This is a genomic window from Pseudidiomarina sp., from assembly GCF_033722695.1.
GTDB lineage: Bacteria > Pseudomonadota > Gammaproteobacteria > Enterobacterales > Alteromonadaceae > Pseudidiomarina.
The window spans coordinates 105142-123292 of the sequence record NZ_JAWVYM010000005.1 but is presented as its reverse complement, the minus strand read 5'-3'; the positions used below and the strand labels follow the sequence as shown (position 1 = coordinate 123292).

Genomic DNA, 18151 nt, shown 5'->3' with positions numbered 1-18151 from the left:
ATTGAGGAAGGTCATGGAGTTAAATGACATCGTTGCCGCTGCGCAAGCGGCCGTCGCAAAGGCAAATACGCCGCAGGAACTGGACCAGGTCCGGGTGGACTATCTGGGCAAAAAAGGCCAGTTAACAGAGCAGCTGAAAAGCCTGGGTAAACTGAGCGCGGAAGAGCGTCCGGCTGCCGGCCAGGCAATTAACCAGGCGAAGCAGGAAGTTCAGCAGGTTATCAATGCACGCAACGAAGAACTCAAGCAGGCCCAACTGGCCGAGAAGCTCGCCGCCGAGCGTATTGATGTCAGTCTGCCGGGGCGCCGCCCGCAAGTGGGGGGATTTCATCCGGTTACGAAAACAATTCAGCGGATAGAAGCGTTTTTTGGCGATTTAGGCTTCCGTGTAGTGGAAGGGCCAGAAGTTGAAGATGACTTTCATAATTTCGACGCCCTGAATATACCGGCCAATCACCCGGCCCGGGCTGATCACGATACCTTCTATTTTACCCCGAAGACGATGCTGCGTACGCAAACCTCCGGTGTTCAGATCCGCACTATGGAAGCTGAGCAACCGCCGCTGCGCATCATCTCGCCAGGGCGCGTGTACCGTAACGATTACGATCAGACGCATACACCGATGTTCCATCAGGTTGAAGGCCTGATGGTAGATACCGACGTGAGCTTTACCCAGTTAAAAGGGATTCTGGAAGACTTTCTGGTCAACTTCTTTGAAGAATCACTGGAAGTTCGCTTCCGTCCTTCGTATTTCCCGTTTACCGAACCTTCTGCTGAAGTGGATGTGCGCCGTAAAGACGGCCAGTGGCTTGAAGTACTGGGCTGTGGCATGGTGCATCCAAGCGTACTGACCGCGGTTGGTATTGATGCGGAAAAATACACTGGCTTTGCCTTTGGTATGGGCGTTGAGCGTTTAACTATGCTCCGCTACGGGGTGAACGACTTGCGTGCATTCTTTGAAAACGATGTACGTTTTCTGAAACAATTTAATTGATCGTCGGGTGAGCAGATGAAATTTAGTGAACAGTGGCTACGAACCTGGGTAAACCCGGCTCTTGATAGTACCGAACTGGCAGAACAGCTGAGCATGGCTGGGCTGGAAGTAGACGATATTATTCCCGTTGCTGAAAGTTTCAGCAAGGTTGTGGTGGGTGAAGTGGTCAAATGCTGGCAGCACCCGGACGCGGATAAACTGCAGGTAACCGAAGTCAATATAGGTACCGAAGAGCCGGCGACTATCGTTTGTGGCGCTCCGAACTGCCGTACTGGTATTAAAGTTGCCGTTGCAACCGTCGGTGCGGTATTGCCCGGCGATTTTAAGATTAAGAAAGCCAAGCTGCGCGGCCAGCCCTCCCTGGGCATGCTGTGTTCCAGCTCAGAGCTGGGTCTGACTGACGATCACGAGGGTATCATCGAGCTGCCTGCCGATGCTCCTGTTGGTATGGACTACCGTAAATACCTGGAACTGGATGACGTCACCCTTGATGTTGATCTGACGCCTAACCGCGCCGATTGCCTTGGTATCCGGGGCATCGCCCGTGAAGTGGGCGTGTTAAACAAGCTTGCAGTCACTGAACCTGCGATACCGCCGGTAGCGGCTACGTCTGATGCCAAACGTCCTGTTGTACTTGATGCGCCAGCGGCGTGTCCGCGCTATCTGGGCCGGGTGGTCGAGAATATTAATATTGATGCGCAAAGCCCGTTGTGGCTGACCGAGCGCCTGCGTCGCAGCGGTGTGCGCAGTATCGATCCGGTAGTTGATATTACCAACTACGTATTACTTGAACTCGGCCACCCCATGCATGCCTTTGACCAGGATAAATTACAGGGTGCTGTGCACGTACGCCAGGCTAATAAAGGCGAGAAGCTTACATTGCTTGATGGCAATGAAGTTACTCTGGACGAGGAAATACTGGTTATCGCCGATGAGAGTAAGGCGCTGGCCATGGCCGGTATCTTTGGCGGTGAGCAAAGCGGTGTCACTGAAGCCACCAAAAATGTATTCCTGGAGAGTGCTTTTTTCGCGCCTGATGCGATAGCAGGGCGTGCGCGACGCTTTGGTTTGCATACTGACGCATCCCATCGCTACGAGCGTGGTGTTGATCCGCAACTGCAGCGTACCGCCATGGAGCGGGCCACAGCGCTACTATTGGAGATTTGTGGTGGCGAGGCAGGGCCTATTGTTGAAGCCGCGGCGGAGCAGCACATTCCTAAGCCTGTTACCGTAACCTTGCGTGAAGAGCGTCTGGCACGGGTGCTGGGCATTCACATCGAGAATACCGAAGTAAGCGAAATTCTTGAGCGCCTGGGCTTTACCGTAAAATCGAACGACGCCGGCTGGCAAGTCACTGTCCCGACTTTCCGCTTCGATATCAGCATCGAAGAAGACTTAATTGAAGAAGTTGCACGCATTTACGGCTATCACCGCATCCAGGCTTCTGCTCCTGCGGCCCGGTTACAGATGATTCCACGGCAGGAACGCCTGATTGCCGCCACCAGTTTCAAACGTCTGTTAGTCGATCGTGGCTATCAGGAAGCTATTACCTATAGTTTCGTCGATCCGAAACATCAGGCTGCACTTTTTGGTGATGTCGATTCGCTGATTCTGCCGTTCCCGATTTCAGTTGAAATGTCGGCAATGCGCGTCAGCCTATGGCCCGGGCTGATTGGCGCGGTAGCACACAACCAGAAGCGGCAGCAGCAATCACTGGCGTTCTGCGAAACCGGCTTGCGTTTTCTACCCGACGGTCAGGCTGAAAATGGTGTGAATCAGCAGCCGATGATTGGCGGTGTTCGCGCGGGCAAAGCGTTTGGCGAGCACTGGAGTGATGCTGATCGACCGGTTGATTTTTACGATATCAAAGGCGATATTGAAGCCTTACTGGCACTGACTACCGACAGCAAAGCCTTCCGTTTTGTTGCCGAGGAACATCCCGCACTGCATCCTGGTCAGTCAGCGGCGATATACCATGGCGGTGTTCGCATTGGTTATGTCGGTGCAATTCATCCGCAGTACGAGAAGAAGCTCGGATTGAACGGCCGTACCTTTGTATTTGAACTGGGACTTGATGCTATAAGTCAGCGGCCGGTACCTAAAGCGCAGCCCGTTTCAAAATATCCGATGATACGCCGTGATTTAGCGCTGGTTGTAAACGATCAGTACGCGGCCGGCGATATTCTGGCTGCCATCGAAAATATTGGCGTTAATCATTTGGTTGGCCTAAACTTATTCGACGTTTATCAAGGTCCTGGCGTGACCGAAGGCCATCGCAGCTTAGCGTTGTCGTTAACCTTGCAGCATGCCGAACGGACTTTGGAGGAACAAGAAATCAACAACGCAGTGGCTGTGATTGTTGAGAAGCTGACATCTGAATTTGGGGCAACCCTAAGAGAGTGATGATATGGCGCTGACCAAAGCTGAACTGGCTGAACATTTGTTTGATAAGTTTGGGATCAACAAAAGCGACGCAAAAGAATTGGTCGAGAATTTTTTTGAGGAAATTCGCCGTTCGTTAGAGCAGGGCGAGCCCGTCAAACTGTCGGGGTTTGGTAATTTTGAATTGCGTACTAAGAATGAACGGCCCGGGCGCAACCCGAAAACGGGTGAAGATATTCCGATTTCGGCTCGCCGGGTAGTGACTTTCAGACCTGGTCAGAAGCTGAAACAACGGGTCAGTGGCGCTAAGCCCCGGGCCTGATCTGCAAGCCGGGGCATCAAAGGCTATTTAAAGAATAGGCTGCTGAAGGGATTCAGCAGTCTGCTAATTCCTGACGTGAACTGGAGTGGCGCATCCAGGGTGGCCAGGGTCAGGCAGTCTTCCTGCTGAGTTTGCGGCGTATGTTTATGTTGACCGTCCAGCAATACAAAGTCACCGTCCCGGTATTCGTCACTTTCATCAACAAAAACACCGTTAATAACTAATGTCGCTTCAGTGCCCCTGTGGGTATGCTCAGGTACCTGCGCGCCAGTCCCCATGTAGATAAAGTTCAGTACTTCACCACTACCGAGATCAACCGGAGCTCGCCACATTTTGCCCAGCATTTTGTGCCAGCTACCAATGCGATGGTAGTTACGGGCCAGGGTCGCGGGTAACTCAAAGCGTTTGCCCTCCAACAGCAAATAGTTATCGCTGTCGCTCAGACTACGGTGAACAGGCATCGCTGCGTTTATAATTTCATCTATCATGACGTCTGCGTTCGCTATCCAGCGGGCAGGCAGGTCGGTTACGTCACCAAAAAGGCGTTGCGCGAGTTTTTCCTCAATATCCTGCACATGACTCTGGCAGTGGCGACACATATCAACGTGGGTGCCAACAGTCATCAACATCGCAGCAGTCAGATCGCCTGCAACGTACTCAACTAGTTGTTGCTCTGAGGGATGGAATTTAATCATCGCTGTGTATCAACTCTTTTAATTTCTGAATAGCCAACCGGGTACGGGACTTTACAGTGCCAAGTGGAATCTGCAGGGCGTCTGCTACTTCCTGTTGGGATTTACCTTCGATGTAAATAAGCTGGATCGCGATACGTTGCGCATCGGGTAACCGATCACAGTATACCGCCAGTTGCTGCATCAACAGATCCTGGTCTAACGCATAATCGTCATCAAGGCTTTCATTCTGTTCAGCCAGAACCGGCCATAAATCGTCCGCACTCAAATCGTGCTGGCGATATTTGTTTTTGCGAAGAATATCGAAGCGGATATTTCTGGCGATGGTAAATATCCAGGTTGCAGCTGAGCCACGATCGGGCTTAAACAGGTGTGCTTTATTCCATACGTTAGCCATGGTTTCCTGAACCAAATCCATAGCAGTCTGCTCATTACCAAATTGGCGGGTAGCGTACGCCTGCAGCCGCGGAGCGAAATGCCGGAACAGTTCACTGAACGCGGCACGTGACTGATCTGCCGCTATTCGGGAGAGCAGTTTGGCAGCGTGCTCTGGATCTTCCGGCCGAGCTGAGGACATAGTTTTCCGTGATGTTATTGCTTCAGTTCCTAACTGCATAGTCTATACCTGCTGGAATATTCCTCAAGTTAAGATTGTTACGCGATGTAAGTTTTTCTGGATCACTCGCGGCTTTGTGCGACCAGCTCATGCAGATAATTCAGGGCTTCCTGACAATCAGACTGCGCCAGTAATTCCTGTTTGATATCAGCTGATACTGGTAATAATTCGAGCCAGCGCTGACAAATCCAGTCAGCGCGGGAGAGACATTCTTCATCGGGACAGACTTCCAGTTCCGGGTAGCTGGAATATACGGCCTTAAGATGCTCAGCCAGTACACTGTCATCAGGCGCCAATTCAGTTGCCGGCCAGTGCTCAACGAGTTGCACAGTGCCGCTGCGTAAACCATCAGCAGCGGTTTCTATGGCGTCGATAGCAAATAGCTGTTCGCCAGCTATGGTAATGCCAAGCATGCTATCGGGCAGGGCATCGAAATCGATAATCCGGCACAAGGTGCCAAATTTATGAATGTGCGTATTGTCGGCACTATTGCCTTCCTCATTAAGCATGCAGATGCCGATAGGAGCAGTAGGTGACTGGCCGCAGGCCTCACGCACCATACGTACGTAACGCGGTTCGAAGATTCTTAATCGCATCTTTCCGCCCGGCAGGATATGACCGGCTAGCGGAAATAAAGGAACCTTAACGGGTTCAGCAGACATGATAATCCCCTAAATGTTTGAACAAGACATTTAACGTTCTTGTACTCTGTTGGTTGATACGCAGTTTTATCGCTGGTGGATTAGTCGCCGCTGAACTTTTATGGATATTTTTCGTAATCTCAGTAAGGATTAGTTGTGTTAGGAGTCAGCTGAATGCTGCGAAGATTTAAGCGAAGGATGATATGACGCGTTTAAAAGTAGGAATTAGTGCTTGCCTGTTGGGTGATGAGGTTCGGTACGACGGTGGTCATAAGCGGTCGTTCTTCTGTGCTGAAGAGCTCGCGCGCCACGTAGAATTTGTGCGGCTGTGTCCGGAAGTCGGCATCGGCATGCCCGTGCCGCGCCCGACCATACGTTTAGAGCAGAACGGTGAAGGGTCGGATTCGGTGCGCGCCGTGGTGCCTAAAACAGGGGAAGATGTAACGGCCGCGCTTGAGCGTTTTGCGGAGAGAGCCACTTCCCATATTGAACAGGTGAGTGGTTATGTATTATGTGCGAAATCACCCAGCTGCGGTATGGAGCGGGTAAAGCTCTATGATCCCGCTACCGGCCATGCCCAGAAATCAGGGCAGGGGATCTTTGCCGCAAAGCTGCAGCAACATTACCCGGCCTTGCCGCTAGAGGAAGATGGCCGGCTCAATGATCCGGGCCTGCGCGAAAATTTTATCATGCGGGTGTTTGTGTATCATGGCTGGCAACAGTTACCCAAGCCCGTCACTAAAGCCGCATTGCTGGAATTCCACACCAGCCTCAAGTTGCTGCTCCTGGCGCACAATCAGCCGGTATACCGGACACTGGGCCGGGAGCTAGCAACCACGGACACTATTACGGAAGATTTCTGCCGTTATTATATTGAAACGCTGATGAACGCGCTGGCAACACCGGCCTCCCGCGAAAACCATACGAATGTGTTACAGCATATACAGGGCTACTTTAAACAGCAGTTAAACCCGGATCAGAAGTCTGAGCTAGCTGAACTGGTGCTGGCTTATCACGCCGGTCATCAGCCACTACTGGCACCCCTGACGCTGATTAAGCATTATCTGCGGGAGTTCCCCGATGACTATCTGAGTAAGCAGCGTTATCTGCAGCCTTATCCAGCAGACCTTAAACTAAGGTATGGACTCTGATGGCTGCCGGGATCTGGTTTAAAGGCGACTTGCGGCTTACGGATAATCCCGCGGTTACAGCGGCCCTGGGTGAGCGAGCTGATGAACTGCCGGTGCATGCCCTGTATCTGGCCGCCGCCGGTCAGTGGCAACGCCACGACTGGGCACCGATAAAGGTCGACCTGTTATGGCGGCATCTGGAGTGTTTCCGGCAGAATGCGGCAGAGCGTGGTGTGCTGCTGCACATTGTGGTAATTGATACCTGGAAAGAAGCGCCACGGGCCGTGCTTCAGTTTTGTCAGCAGTATGATATTGATGCACTGCACTTTAACCGAGAGTATCCCGTTGACGAGCAGCGGCGTGACCGGGCCGTCGCCGCATGGTTGGCAGAACATGACATCAGTTGCCAGGGCTACCACGGTCTGTTGCTGGTGCCACCGGTGCTGGAGCCAAGCACTGAGAATGCCTATTACCAGAAGTTCACCCCATTTAATCGGGCCTGGCGTGAGCATTTAACTTTGTCCGGTATTCCCGCACCCGAGGCGATGCCAAAGCTGGACTGCCGGTCACAGCTGCCAGACATGCCTGAGTGTCCGCATGAACGGCGTGACAGCAGCGCCTGGCAAGTGGGGGAGGACGCCGCCCAGCAGCAGCTGCAGACATTCATTGATGAACAGGTGGCCTGTTATCACGAAGACCGCGATAACCCCGCGCTTGACAATACCTCCAGGCTGTCGCCTTACTGGGAGCTTGGCATCCTGTCGCCGGTCACCGCCGCTCGTAAATTACAGCAGCTAAGCCCTGATTTTCCGCATGGTCTGAACAAGGGGGCTGACACCTGGTTAACGGAATTGGCCTGGCGGGAGTTTTATCAGCACTTGATGCATCACATTCCCCGACTAAGCTATAAGAAGGCATTTAAACAACATACGGATGATTTTCCCTGGCGCGACAGCGATGAAGATTTTGAGCGCTGGTGTGAAGGGCGCACCGGGTATCCGATTGTTGATGCCGGTATGCGTCAACTGGCAGCAGAGGGCTGGATGCATAACCGCCTGCGCATGATAGTCGCGAACTTTCTGGTGAAAGACTTGCGCCTTGACTGGCGTCGTGGCGAACAATTTTTTATGCAGCATCTGATTGATGGCAGCTTCCCGGCGAACAACGGTGGCTGGCAGTGGAGTGCTTCGACAGGAACAGACGCAGTGCCTTATTTCAGGGTATTTAACCCGACGCGGCAGAGCGAAAAAATTGATCCGGACGGCAGCTATATCCGTAAATGGGTGAGTGAGCTAAAAGACTGCCCAACCAAATGTATTCATGCTCCGGAGTCCTGGTTACGCACTCAGCCAGACAATGACTACCCGGCGCCTATGGTGGATCACAGCGAGGCGCGGGAGAAATTTCTGGCAGCTTTCAAACAGTTGTAATGCATCAGACTAAGCAACGGAGAACGATATGAGCAGCGACAGCAGTCCTGAAAAAAAAGACGAAAAGGTCAAAAGCGAAGATCGTCCCCAGATCGTGGAACGTTTGGCAAAATTCTATGACGAATTCGGTAAATGTGATTTCGATAACTTAGGTGATTTATACGATGAGGATATTACCTTTTCGGATCCCATCCACCAGGTGCATGGCCTTGACGATCTGAAGAAATACCTAAAGCACAGCATGAGCAATGTGGAACAGTGCCATTTTGCCTTCACCGAGTACATGCTCAATGATAAGCAACTTTTTATCAGTTGGCAGATGCGCTTTGTGCACCCAAAAGTTTCCGCCGGGCGCGAAGTTGTGGTTCCCGGTGTCAGTCATTTTAAACTTAAGGATGACAAGGTTTGCGAGCAGGAAGACTTTTATGACCTTGGGGTTATGATCTACGAGCAAATTCCGGTGCTCAGCTATTTTGTAAACAAAGTAAAACAACGGATGGTGCCAGATTCATGAATATTCTTATAACGGGTGGGACATCAGGGATTGGCCGGCAGTTGGCCATCGATTACGCAGAAGCAGGGCATAACGTCATTATATGTGGCCGTACGGAAGAGTCACTGCATGAGTTGCAGGAGCGCTATCCGAATAACATAGCCGGCCAGAAACTCGATGTAACAGACGCGGATGCGACACTGCAGGCCTTGCGTAGCTATACCGATGTCGATTTGGCGATCTTGTCAGCGGGCGTGGCTGAGTATGTCGATATCGAAGACTTCAATACCGCTTTGTTCGAGCGTGTGTATGCGGTCAATGTATTTGGTACGGTGCGCTGTATCGAGGCGCTGCTGCCAAATCTAAAGCGTGGTAGTAAACTGGTCCTGGTCGGTAGTACCGCGCGGTTGCTGCCGTTTACCCGCGCTCAGGCCTATGGTTCATCAAAGGCAGCACTGCAGTACATCGCCCGTAGCCTGCAAGTTGATCTGGATGAGCGGGGCGTGAAAGTACTGACGGTTTCTCCCGGGTTCGTCAAAACCCCCATGACCGATAAAAATGACTTTGACATGCCGATGCGTGTTTCTGTTGAATTTGCCTCGGAATCTATTCGCCGTGGTATTGAGAAAAACAAAACCGATATCAGCTTCCCCAGAATTTTTAGTTTCTTTCTTAAGTTTATGGCGTTGTTGCCCCAGCGGCTGCAGGTTGCTATCTCAAAGCGACTGGCGTAACAGGGCTGATATATGAAAATAGCGATAATTGGTAGCGGGATTTCGGGCCTGACAAGCGCCTGGCTGTTAAACCCTGAACACGAGATCAGTGTATTTGAAAAGAACGATTATATTGGCGGACATACCCGCACGGTAAAAGTCAGACAAGACGGTCATGACTATCATGTCGATACCGGCTTCATTGTCTTTAACGATAAAACCTACCCCAACTTCCGGGCCCTGTTACGTAAGCTGGATGTGAAGTGGCGTGATACAGAAATGAGCTTCAGTGTGCGCGACCCGAAATCTGGACTAGAGTATAACGGGCACAACCTCAACACCTTGTTTGCGCAGCGTCGCAACCTGTTTAGTCCGGATTTTTATCGCCTGATCACTGGTATCCTCAAGTTCAATAAAGCAGCTAAGGCCGCCTATGATAAAGGTGATGCTCTCAACGAGATGACCCTGGGCGATTTTCTGCGCCAGCAGGACTTACCGCAATCCGTCTCCGATTTGTATTTGCTGCCGATGGTGGCGGCAATCTGGTCGGCGAGCCTGGCAGAAGCCGAAGCTTACCCGTTAGGATTCTTCCTGCGTTTCTTCAACAACCACGGCCTGCTTAACATCGCCGATCGTCCGCAGTGGCACACGGTCATTGGCGGCTCATCCGCTTATATCGAACCGATGATCGCAGGCTTCCGTGATCATATTCAACTCAATACCGAGCTGCGCTCAGTGCATCGCAATCATCCGGACCGAAAACTACCGGTCACGCTGGAGTTTGCCGATGGCCGGCTGGAAGACTTTGACGAAGTGGTTTTTGCCTGCCACAGCGACGAAGCCCTTGCTTTGCTGGCGGATCCGACCGATGCCGAGCGGGAAATACTGAGCGCTATGCCTTACCAGATGAACGATGTGGTGTTACACACGGATTTACGCTTGCTCCCCAGGAACAGACGGGCCTGGGCTAGCTGGAACTATCTGCTGCACAGCGATTCTGAAGCGCGGACGCGGCCCAGTTCAGTCACCTATAACATGAACATACTGCAGGGCATCAAAGCCCCAGTTACTTTTTGCGTCACACTAAATAATACCAATGCCATTCACACTAAAAAAATCATCGGTAAGTACCAGTATGCGCACCCTGTCTATAGCGTAGAATCACTGGCGGCAACCCGGCGGCGCGGTGAAATCTGTGGTCAGCAGCATACCCATTTTACCGGCGCTTACTGGTATAACGGTTTTCACGAGGATGGTGTGTGCAGCGCCATAGACGTCGCCCAACGCCTGGGAGTGAAATGGCGTGTTGAATAGTGCCATCCAGCGGGGCAAGTTATTTCATCAGCGGTATAAGCCCACTGAGCACGGCTTTTCTTACCCGATTGCCCAGTGGTGGCTGGCGCTGGATGAGTTAGAACAGGTTGGCGGCATGAGTCGCTTGCTCTCGACCCGCGGCTTCGCACCCTTATGGTTCCGTCGTAAAGATTATTTGCGGGGCAGTAGTGGTGATCTGGCCAATGCGGTGCGGGCTAAGGCCTCTGAATTAGCCGGCGCAGCGGTAAACGGCCGGGTGTTTTTCCTCGGCGGATTGCGCACTTTGGGCTGCTATTTCAGCCCCATCAACTGTTACTTCATTCAGCCGGCCGGCCAGACGAGCTACTCCCATATGCTGGCTGAAGTCAGTAATACGCCGTGGAATGAGCGACACTATTATTTGCTTGATTTACGCGAACAGATGCCCCATCAGGCCAGCCATGATAAGGCTTTCCATGTATCGCCCTTTAACCCTATTGACATGACCTACCAATGGCGCCTGAAGCCACCGCTGAACAGGCCCGATAGCCGCACTATTATTCATCTGGAAGCGCACCGAGAAAGTCGCCATTTCAGTGCGACCATGAAATTAAAGCGGCACGAATTGAACCCTCGCGCGATTCGTCGCGTATTAATGAGATTCCCGGTAAATACAATAACAACCCTGGGAGCTATCTACTGGCAAGCACTGCGGCTCTGGCTGAAGAAGACACCGGTTTACAGCCACCCGCCGGAGTAAAATGAGCAACAGAAGGATTCGCTATAATGCTTAATGGTAATTCCGTTACCATGACTCGGGATGACCTGAGTCTGCTTGATAACCTGGCCCGCAAGACGGTGCTTAAACTGCTGTCTGGTATTCGTGAGGGATACCTGGTGATCAGCGAAGAGGGCAATCGTATAGCCGGTTTTGGTAACAAATCCGATGAATTGCAGGCTGAAGTAGATATACTCAAGCCTGATTTTTACCGGAAGATGCTATTTGGCGGTAGTATTGGGGCCGGTGAGCTTTATATTGATAAGGCCTGGGAAGCCAAGGATCTGACCTCGGTTATTCAGATTTTTGCCCGCAACCTGCCGGCCCTGGATGCTTTTGAAGCCAGGTTCAGCTGGCTGCTATTGCCGCTGCAGCGCCTGCAGCACTGGCGTCGTAGTAACAGTAAGCAACAAGCCAAAGAAAACATCTCTTCGCATTATGATTTGGGCAATGACCTTTACCAGGCTTTCCTTGATCCTGAAATGCAGTATTCCAGCGCCGTTTATCCGAGCCCGACTGCCAGCCTCGAAGAAGCCCAGCAAAACAAACTGCGACGCTTATGCGACAGTCTTGAACTGAAGCCTGAGGACCACTTGCTCGAAATCGGCACCGGCTGGGGTGGGCTGGCGGTATTTGCCGCTAAACACTATGGCTGTCGCGTAACCACTACCACCATCTCGGAAGAGCAGTACAAATATGCTAAAGCGCGGGTAGAGCGTGAGCAGCTCAGCGATCGCATTACTTTACTAAAGAAAGACTATCGCGACCTAACGGGCCAGTACGACAAACTCGTGTCCGTGGAGATGATCGAAGCGGTAGGGCGCAAATACATGCCGACTTTCTTCCGCACCTGCAGTGCATTGCTCAAGCCCGACGGAAAGATGGCCTTGCAGGCCATTACCATCGCCGACCAGCGGATGAAAACCTATGCCTATTCCGTGGATTTCATTCAGAAGCATATCTTCCCCGGTGGCTTTCTGCCCTCATTGACCATGATGACTGAAATGTATACCAACCATAGTGATCTGGTGGTACGGCAGGTTGATGATATCGGTTTTGACTATGCGCGGACCCTGCGGCACTGGCGCCAGCGTTTCAACGCCAGTCACCCGAAGCTGAAAGAGCATGGCTACGATGAACGTTTCGGGCGCTTGTGGAATTACTATCTGGCGTACTGCGAGGGCGGCTTTCTGGAACGTACTGTGTCAGCCGTGCAGCTGGTTGCGAGCAAGCCACAGTGTCGCTACTAACATCCTTAGCCCGACCTTTCGGGCGTCGGCTGTTCGGCATCCTCTGGTTCGATCTGGTGTGGCTGAGTGCTGTCGCCGGGCGCCATGAATGGCTGTTGGTGACGCTTGGTCTGGTGCTGACCCAAATCGTTGTTAGTGCCCGCACCAAAGTTTTTAACTGGACGCTCTACCTTGGCTTATTAGGCTGCGGAATACTGCTGGAATGGGTGGTTGTGGCGCTGGATGTGCTGAGCTTTACCGGCGGTCTGGTGCCGCTATGGCTGGTGCTGCTGTGGTGCGGTTTTGCGGCGATGATTATTACCACACTCGACTGGCTGGCAGGGCGCTATGTTGCTGCAGCACTACTCGGCGCCATCTCCGGGCCGGTTACCTACGCCGTGGGTGTACGCCTGGGAGCCGCTGAGTTAATCCGACCCGAATGGCAAATGTGGTTGGTATACGGGACTTTGTGGGCACTGTATATGATGCTCTATGCGTGGGCGATAAAACGATTTGGAGGTACTGATGTTAAAAATCGCGACAATCAGTCAGTCGATTAAAGCGCTGGCGGCAAGTCTGCTGTTGGCTCCTGCCAGCGTCATGGCTGCCTGTAATCCACCCGTAACGGCCGATATGCAGCAAGTGGGCAGTACGCGTCTGTCAGTGCTGTTCTGGGACGTTTACGACGCCGAACTGCTTACCGACACCGGCTCGTACGACAATTATGAGCAGCGGGCGCTGCGATTAACCTATCTGCGCGACATTGAGAGCTCGGAACTGGTCGAATCCACCCGGGAGGAATGGCAACGCTTAAACATCGAGATTACCGCGCAGCACGAACAGTGGCTGGATCGGCTTAACAGCATGTGGCCGGATATTACTGAAGGCGACTGCCTGTTGCTGGTAGAAAATGAGGAAGGGCACGGCGTTTTCTACAACGACCAGGGTCAGCTTGGCAGTATTGAGAACCAGACCTTTACAGATCAGTTTTTTGCGATCTGGCTTGATAAAGACTCTCGTTTCAAAGATGAACGCGACGAACTGTTAGGAGTTAACTAATGAAAAAATTAATCACGGTATTACTGACTTCGATCAGCCTGTGGGGCTGCTCAGCGGGTATTTCTGATTATGCCGGCGAATCACCAAAGTTGAAGCTGGAAACCTTCTTTAACGGCGAACTGGTCGCCTATGGCACAGTGCAGGACTACAGCGGTAAGGTGATTCAGCGTTTTCGCGCCGATCTGACCGGCACCTGGGATGGTAATGAAGGCACCCTCGATGAGCAGTTCTATTATGCCGATGGCTCAACCCAGGAGCGCATCTGGCGTCTGACCAAAACCGGCAGTGACACCTATGAAGGCAGAGCGGGCGATGTCGACGGAGTGGCGATCGGCCAGGTGGCTGGCAACGCGCTGCACTGGAGCTATGTGTTAAATATAGAAGTCGACGGCGAGCCAATGAAGATCAAACTGGATGACTGGATGTATCTGGTTGATGAAAACAACATGATAAACCGCAGCCAGATGTACAAATACGGTCTGCCGGTGGGTGAGATAACGCTTTATATCGGCAAGAAATAAGACCTGAAAGGAAACCGCCGGTTAAAAAAACCGGCGGCTATATTTTAGCTTTTTTGCCCGCGGGGCAGGCGCGAGATGGTCATCCCTTCTTCAAGCTTTTTGCGCCACAATTCACGTGCGGTCATGCCGCTTCCTGAACTTTTAGCTTTGGCTTTTTTATTCACTTTAGGTTTTTCCGGCGACTGCGCAGCAGGCTTTTTGCCAGGCTTTGGTGCTGTAGGTTTATCTTTGCTGCTGCCCTTCAGCGTTTTTAGCTCTTCCGCTAGTTGAGCCAGGCGCACATTTTTGCCACCATCAACGCTGTACCAGCCACCTTTTGCTTCAATTTTTGGTTTTTTACCGTAAGCTTGCTTATAAGCTTCAGTGAAATCAGCAAGAACCTGTTCTTTATCAAGTTTGCTCATGCAGTGTATCCTATAGTTTGGGCTGTTAAATGGTTAGCTTTTTTATACCGTTTTTTCACGATATTGTCTAATTTTGCCGCTAATTAACGAGGTATACCGTGCGCCGTACACAATTAGAAAACTATCTGAACGAGCTGTTAGCGATTGATCAGATAAATGATTACTGTCCCAACGGGCTGCAAATCGAAGGCCGCGACAGCATCAGTACTATTGTTACCGGCGTTACCGCCAGTCAGGCGCTGATTGATGCGGCAGTGCAGGCTAAAGCCGACGCGCTGCTGGTGCATCATGGTTATTTCTGGAAGGGCGAACCTGCTGCTATCGTCGGCATGAAAAAACGCCGCATCCAGACGCTGTTGCAACAGGATCTGAATCTGTTTGGCTACCATCTGCCGTTAGATGTACACCCGGAGCTGGGTAACAACGCTCAGCTAGCCCGCTTAATGGGCTGGAATAATGTTGGGCCGCTGAGCGGTATCAAGCCAACCGGCGTGGTAATGACCTCCGAGCTTAATAGTGAGCTGTCAGCAGAGAGCCTGGCAGAACAGCTTGAATCCATTCTGCAGCGTGCTCTAACCTGTTTCGTACCTACTGAACAGCCAATTAAGCGGGTGGCCTGGTGTACGGGTGGCGGGCAGGGCTACATTGACGCGGCTGCCGACGCCGGTTGCGATGCCTTTATCACCGGTGAAGTATCAGAACAGACCGTTCATAGCGCACGCGAGCAGGGTATCGCGTTCTACGCAGCCGGACATCACGCTACTGAACGATACGGTATTAAAGCGCTGGGGGAGCATCTGGCGGAACGCTTTGACTTAACCCATCATTTTATTGATATCGATAACCCGGCATGAGCAAAACCCCGAAAGGCGATCAGAGCTTTGCCGGCATAGGCAAAAAATTCAGCCGCAATATTTACGATACCGGCAAGGGTAAAATTCGCCTGGCGGTGTTGGAGCGTGATTTAGCTGATCTGATTAATAGAACGGAGCCGCTCAGTATTCTGGACGTTGGCGCGGGGTTGGGGCAGTTCTCGGAGCGCTTCGCCGCTGCCGGTCACCAGGTTACTCATACTGATATCGCCGCTGATATGGTTGCGGCCGCACGTGCGCGGCATCAGGAGCGCCAGCTCGGGCAGCATTATCAGTATTGTGTTGCGCCATTGCAGGATTTGCCGCAACAGCTACAGCACCAGCAATACGATCTGGTGCTTTGCCATGCGGTGCTGGAGTGGCTGGCTGATCCTGAAGCCGCCATCAGGCTGCTGAAAGGCCTGCTAAAGCCGGAAGGTACACTCTCGCTGATGTTCTATAACCGTGACGCAAAGATCCTGGCGAACGTGATTTTCGGGAACTTTGATTATGTCGATGCGGAGCTGGAAGTGAAGAAAACTGTCCGCCTGAGTCCGCAAAGCCCGCTGTCGCCGGTTGATGTGGCGCGCTGGTTGCAGGAATCCAGGCTTGAAGTTTGCAGTCGTACCGGGGTCCGTTGTTTCCATGATTATCTGCGTAACCGTGAGGATCAGCAGCGCTTTGATCAATTGCTGGCACTGGAGCTTAAATACAACCAGCAAAGTCCGTTTAACCAGATTGGTCGCTATCTTCACTGGCGGATCCAGCATGGTTAGCAATTCAATCGTTATTTATTTTAATAGCCTGTTAAAGGGGGCCCGTAAAACGGCAGAGCGATATCGCGAGTATTTTTTGAAAGAAAATATTCACCGGGTTATCGCGATTATCCCCAGTACGGCGGATCGGGAAAAAGATCTGGCGATGCTCCGGCAACTGCAGAACGATACTGATGAGTTTATCGCCATCGGCGGTGACGGCACCTTGAACATAGTCGCGCAGGTAGCGGCCTTTACCGATATTGCGGTAACGGTGATTCCGCTTGGAACTGGCAACGACTTTGCTCTGGATCTCGGTATTAAAGGCCGCTGCTGGCGAATGAACGCGGCGATAAAAGCCACCTCAATCACCATAGGGCGGGCTGGTGATCTCTTCTTTGTTAACCATGCAGGTACCGGACTCAGCGCCGACTTGAAAGGCCTTCAGCCACGCTGGCTGAAACGCTTTGCGGGTAGTCTGAGTTACCTGCTGGCGATTGTTCGCTATCTCACCGGCCCGATGGAGCGTCGCTCAGCGATTCTCCGTGATAAGGGTATTGATGATTTTCAGGTGGTCGCTGTCAGTAAGTACATTGGCGGCGGCATCCCGGTCAATCCGGATGGCTCAAGATCACAGCAGTACCTGTACTGGTTAGCGGTACCGCGACGCTCGCGCTGGCAGCAGACCAAAGCACTGTTGCTGGTGATGCGGGGTAAGTCAGAGCAATGTAGCTGGCTGGTTCGTGATCGTGCTGCTGAATTCACCCTTGGTGACAGCGAAAACGCATTTGAACTGGATGGGGATATTCTGGGAATCGGGCCGGTGCAAGTTTCCTGTTGCCCGGCCGCATTGCGCGTGAATTTGCCGCTTACGGATTAGATTTTACAATTCAGAACCAAAAGAGGACAGGTAAAATGACATTACGTTGTGCATTTATTGGCTTGGGCGTTATGGGTTATCCGATGGCGCGGCACCTGCAGCAGAACAACTTTCCAACTACGGTATACAACCGCACCAGCGAGAAGGCCTGCAAATGGGCCGACGCTTACCAGGGAAATGCGGCCAGCACCCCACGTGAAGCAGTGCAGGACGCCGACGTTGTGCTGATTTGTGTCGGCAATGACGACGATGTCCGCAGTGTTGTTTATGGTGATGAAGGCGTATTGGCGGGGCTGAAGCAGGGCGCTATCGTCATTGACCATACGACCGCCTCGGCGGAGCTGGCCCGGGAGCTGGCCGAAGCGCTGGCCAAACAAGGCAGCCGCTTTCTTGATGCGCCGGTATCAGGCGGTCAGCAGGGCGCAGAAAACGGCGTTTTGACTGCGATGATTGGTGGCGATGAATCAGCGCTGAAAGATACGGATCAGGTACTCGCCGCCTATGCCAAAACCCGCGAATACATGGGGCCAGCCGGCCATGGGCAACTGGCGAAGATGGTTAATCAGATATGCATCGCCGGTGTGGTACAGGGGCTTTCTGAAGGCCTGCAACTGGCCCGCAAGGTCGGCCTGGATGCCGATACCCTGATCAAAGCGATAAGTCAGGGCGCAGCCGGTTCCTGGCAGATGCAGAATCGCTATAAGACCATGTGGGAGCAGCACTACGAGCATGGCTTTGCGGTTGACTGGATGCGTAAGGATCTCAAAATCGCCTTAGCAGAGGGCGACCGGCAGGGGCTGAGCATGCCGCTAACGGCGTTGGTAGACCAATTCTATGCCGAGGTACAGAAAATGGGCGGCTCCCGTTGGGATACCTCGAGCCTGCTGGCCCGGCTGGAACGTGAATAATTACGAGGATAGCGGGGTGAATAACCAGCCAATAAAAAAGCCAGCAACAGCTGGCTTTTT

General features: G+C 52.4%; 21 protein-coding genes. 17 read left to right on the top strand and 4 right to left on the bottom strand.

The genetic code is table 11. The features are described 5' to 3' along the window. Window positions 1-13 precede the first annotated feature (13 nt). The 3 genes from pheS to R3196_RS03755 are packed head-to-tail and all read left to right on the top strand — an operon-like array spanning window position 14 to window position 3698. A complete protein-coding gene (pheS, locus tag R3196_RS03765; protein ID WP_318935318.1) occupies window positions 14-994 on the top strand; it encodes a phenylalanine--tRNA ligase subunit alpha in 981 nt (326 codons plus the stop codon). A 15-nt stretch (window positions 995-1009) separates the two neighbouring features. Beyond that, window positions 1010-3397 (top strand): phenylalanine--tRNA ligase subunit beta, encoded by a 2388-nt coding sequence (pheT, locus tag R3196_RS03760; protein WP_318935314.1) that lies wholly within the window; start codon window positions 1010-1012, stop codon window positions 3395-3397. A 4-nt stretch (window positions 3398-3401) separates the two neighbouring features. Then, on the top strand, window positions 3402-3698 hold the full coding sequence (locus R3196_RS03755; RefSeq protein WP_318935313.1) for an integration host factor subunit alpha: 297 nt from the start codon (window positions 3402-3404) through the stop codon (window positions 3696-3698). 23 nt (window positions 3699-3721) lie between these two features. Here the strand turns inward: R3196_RS03755 and R3196_RS03750 are convergent, their stop codons facing one another. From R3196_RS03750 to R3196_RS03740, 3 genes are all read right to left on the bottom strand, one after another. After that, window positions 3722-4393, bottom strand: a complete 672-nt coding sequence (locus R3196_RS03750) for a ChrR family anti-sigma-E factor (protein WP_318935312.1) — start codon at window positions 4391-4393, stop codon at window positions 3722-3724. Continuing rightward, window positions 4386-4967 (bottom strand): sigma-70 family RNA polymerase sigma factor, encoded by a 582-nt coding sequence (locus tag R3196_RS03745; RefSeq protein ID WP_318935311.1) that lies wholly within the window; start codon window positions 4965-4967, stop codon window positions 4386-4388. The genes R3196_RS03750 and R3196_RS03745 overlap by 8 nt, the downstream gene beginning before the upstream one ends. Window positions 4968-5068: 101 nt before the next feature. Then, window positions 5069-5668, bottom strand: coding sequence for an LON peptidase substrate-binding domain-containing protein (locus R3196_RS03740; RefSeq protein WP_318935310.1), 600 nt, complete (start codon window positions 5666-5668; stop codon window positions 5069-5071). 182 nt (window positions 5669-5850) lie between these two features. Between R3196_RS03740 and R3196_RS03735 the strand changes: the two genes are divergently transcribed. From R3196_RS03735 to R3196_RS03690, 10 genes are read left to right on the top strand one after another with little or no spacing between them, the layout of a single operon-like run. Continuing rightward, on the top strand, window positions 5851-6798 hold the full coding sequence (locus tag R3196_RS03735) for a DUF523 and DUF1722 domain-containing protein (RefSeq protein WP_318935309.1): 948 nt from the start codon (window positions 5851-5853) through the stop codon (window positions 6796-6798). Next, a complete protein-coding gene (locus R3196_RS03730) occupies window positions 6798-8207 on the top strand; it encodes a cryptochrome/photolyase family protein (protein WP_318935308.1) in 1410 nt (469 codons plus the stop codon). Before R3196_RS03735 ends, R3196_RS03730 begins: the two co-directional genes overlap by 1 nt. 28 nt (window positions 8208-8235) lie before the next feature. After that, on the top strand, window positions 8236-8721 hold the full coding sequence (locus R3196_RS03725; protein ID WP_318935307.1) for a nuclear transport factor 2 family protein: 486 nt from the start codon (window positions 8236-8238) through the stop codon (window positions 8719-8721). After that, entirely contained in the window at window positions 8718-9434 is a 717-nt protein-coding gene (locus tag R3196_RS03720) for an SDR family NAD(P)-dependent oxidoreductase (RefSeq protein ID WP_318935306.1), read from the top strand. Before R3196_RS03725 ends, R3196_RS03720 begins: the two co-directional genes overlap by 4 nt. 12 nt (window positions 9435-9446) lie before the next feature. Continuing rightward, window positions 9447-10727 carry an NAD(P)/FAD-dependent oxidoreductase gene (locus R3196_RS03715; RefSeq protein ID WP_318935305.1) on the top strand — a complete coding sequence of 427 codons (1281 nt, stop codon included), beginning with the start codon at window positions 9447-9449 and terminating at the stop codon, window positions 10725-10727. Continuing rightward, window positions 10717-11466 carry a DUF1365 domain-containing protein gene (locus R3196_RS03710; RefSeq protein ID WP_318935304.1) on the top strand — a complete coding sequence of 250 codons (750 nt, stop codon included), beginning with the start codon at window positions 10717-10719 and terminating at the stop codon, window positions 11464-11466. Before R3196_RS03715 ends, R3196_RS03710 begins: the two co-directional genes overlap by 11 nt. A 26-nt stretch (window positions 11467-11492) precedes the next feature. Continuing rightward, entirely contained in the window at window positions 11493-12734 is a 1242-nt protein-coding gene (locus R3196_RS03705; protein ID WP_318935303.1) for a cyclopropane-fatty-acyl-phospholipid synthase family protein, read from the top strand. Further along, on the top strand, window positions 12722-13273 hold the full coding sequence (locus R3196_RS03700) for a DUF2878 domain-containing protein (protein ID WP_318935302.1): 552 nt from the start codon (window positions 12722-12724) through the stop codon (window positions 13271-13273). Before R3196_RS03705 ends, R3196_RS03700 begins: the two co-directional genes overlap by 13 nt. Continuing rightward, window positions 13239-13772, top strand: coding sequence for a chalcone isomerase family protein (locus R3196_RS03695; RefSeq protein WP_318935301.1), 534 nt, complete (start codon window positions 13239-13241; stop codon window positions 13770-13772). The genes R3196_RS03700 and R3196_RS03695 overlap by 35 nt, the downstream gene beginning before the upstream one ends. Continuing rightward, window positions 13772-14293, top strand: a complete 522-nt coding sequence (locus R3196_RS03690; RefSeq protein ID WP_318935300.1) for a DUF3833 domain-containing protein — start codon at window positions 13772-13774, stop codon at window positions 14291-14293. Before R3196_RS03695 ends, R3196_RS03690 begins: the two co-directional genes overlap by 1 nt. Window positions 14294-14337: 44 nt before the next feature. Here the strand turns inward: R3196_RS03690 and R3196_RS03685 are convergent, their stop codons facing one another. Next, window positions 14338-14697: a hypothetical protein gene (locus R3196_RS03685; RefSeq protein ID WP_318935299.1), complete on the bottom strand. Its 360-nt coding sequence runs from the start codon at window positions 14695-14697 to the stop codon at window positions 14338-14340. Between the two features lie 98 nt (window positions 14698-14795). Between R3196_RS03685 and R3196_RS03680 the strand changes: the two genes are divergently transcribed. From R3196_RS03680 to R3196_RS03665, 4 genes are read left to right on the top strand one after another with little or no spacing between them, the layout of a single operon-like run. Next, entirely contained in the window at window positions 14796-15551 is a 756-nt protein-coding gene (locus tag R3196_RS03680) for a Nif3-like dinuclear metal center hexameric protein (RefSeq protein ID WP_318935298.1), read from the top strand. Continuing rightward, entirely contained in the window at window positions 15548-16324 is a 777-nt protein-coding gene (locus R3196_RS03675; RefSeq protein ID WP_318935297.1) for a methyltransferase domain-containing protein, read from the top strand. The genes R3196_RS03680 and R3196_RS03675 overlap by 4 nt, the downstream gene beginning before the upstream one ends. After that, the gene (locus tag R3196_RS03670) at window positions 16317-17183 is read left to right on the top strand and encodes a diacylglycerol/lipid kinase family protein (protein WP_318935296.1); all 867 of its coding nucleotides are present in this window, start codon (window positions 16317-16319) and stop codon (window positions 17181-17183) included. Before R3196_RS03675 ends, R3196_RS03670 begins: the two co-directional genes overlap by 8 nt. A gap of 35 nt (window positions 17184-17218) precedes the next feature. Further along, window positions 17219-18091, top strand: a complete 873-nt coding sequence (locus R3196_RS03665) for an NAD(P)-dependent oxidoreductase (protein ID WP_318935295.1) — start codon at window positions 17219-17221, stop codon at window positions 18089-18091. Window positions 18092-18151 lie beyond the last annotated feature (60 nt).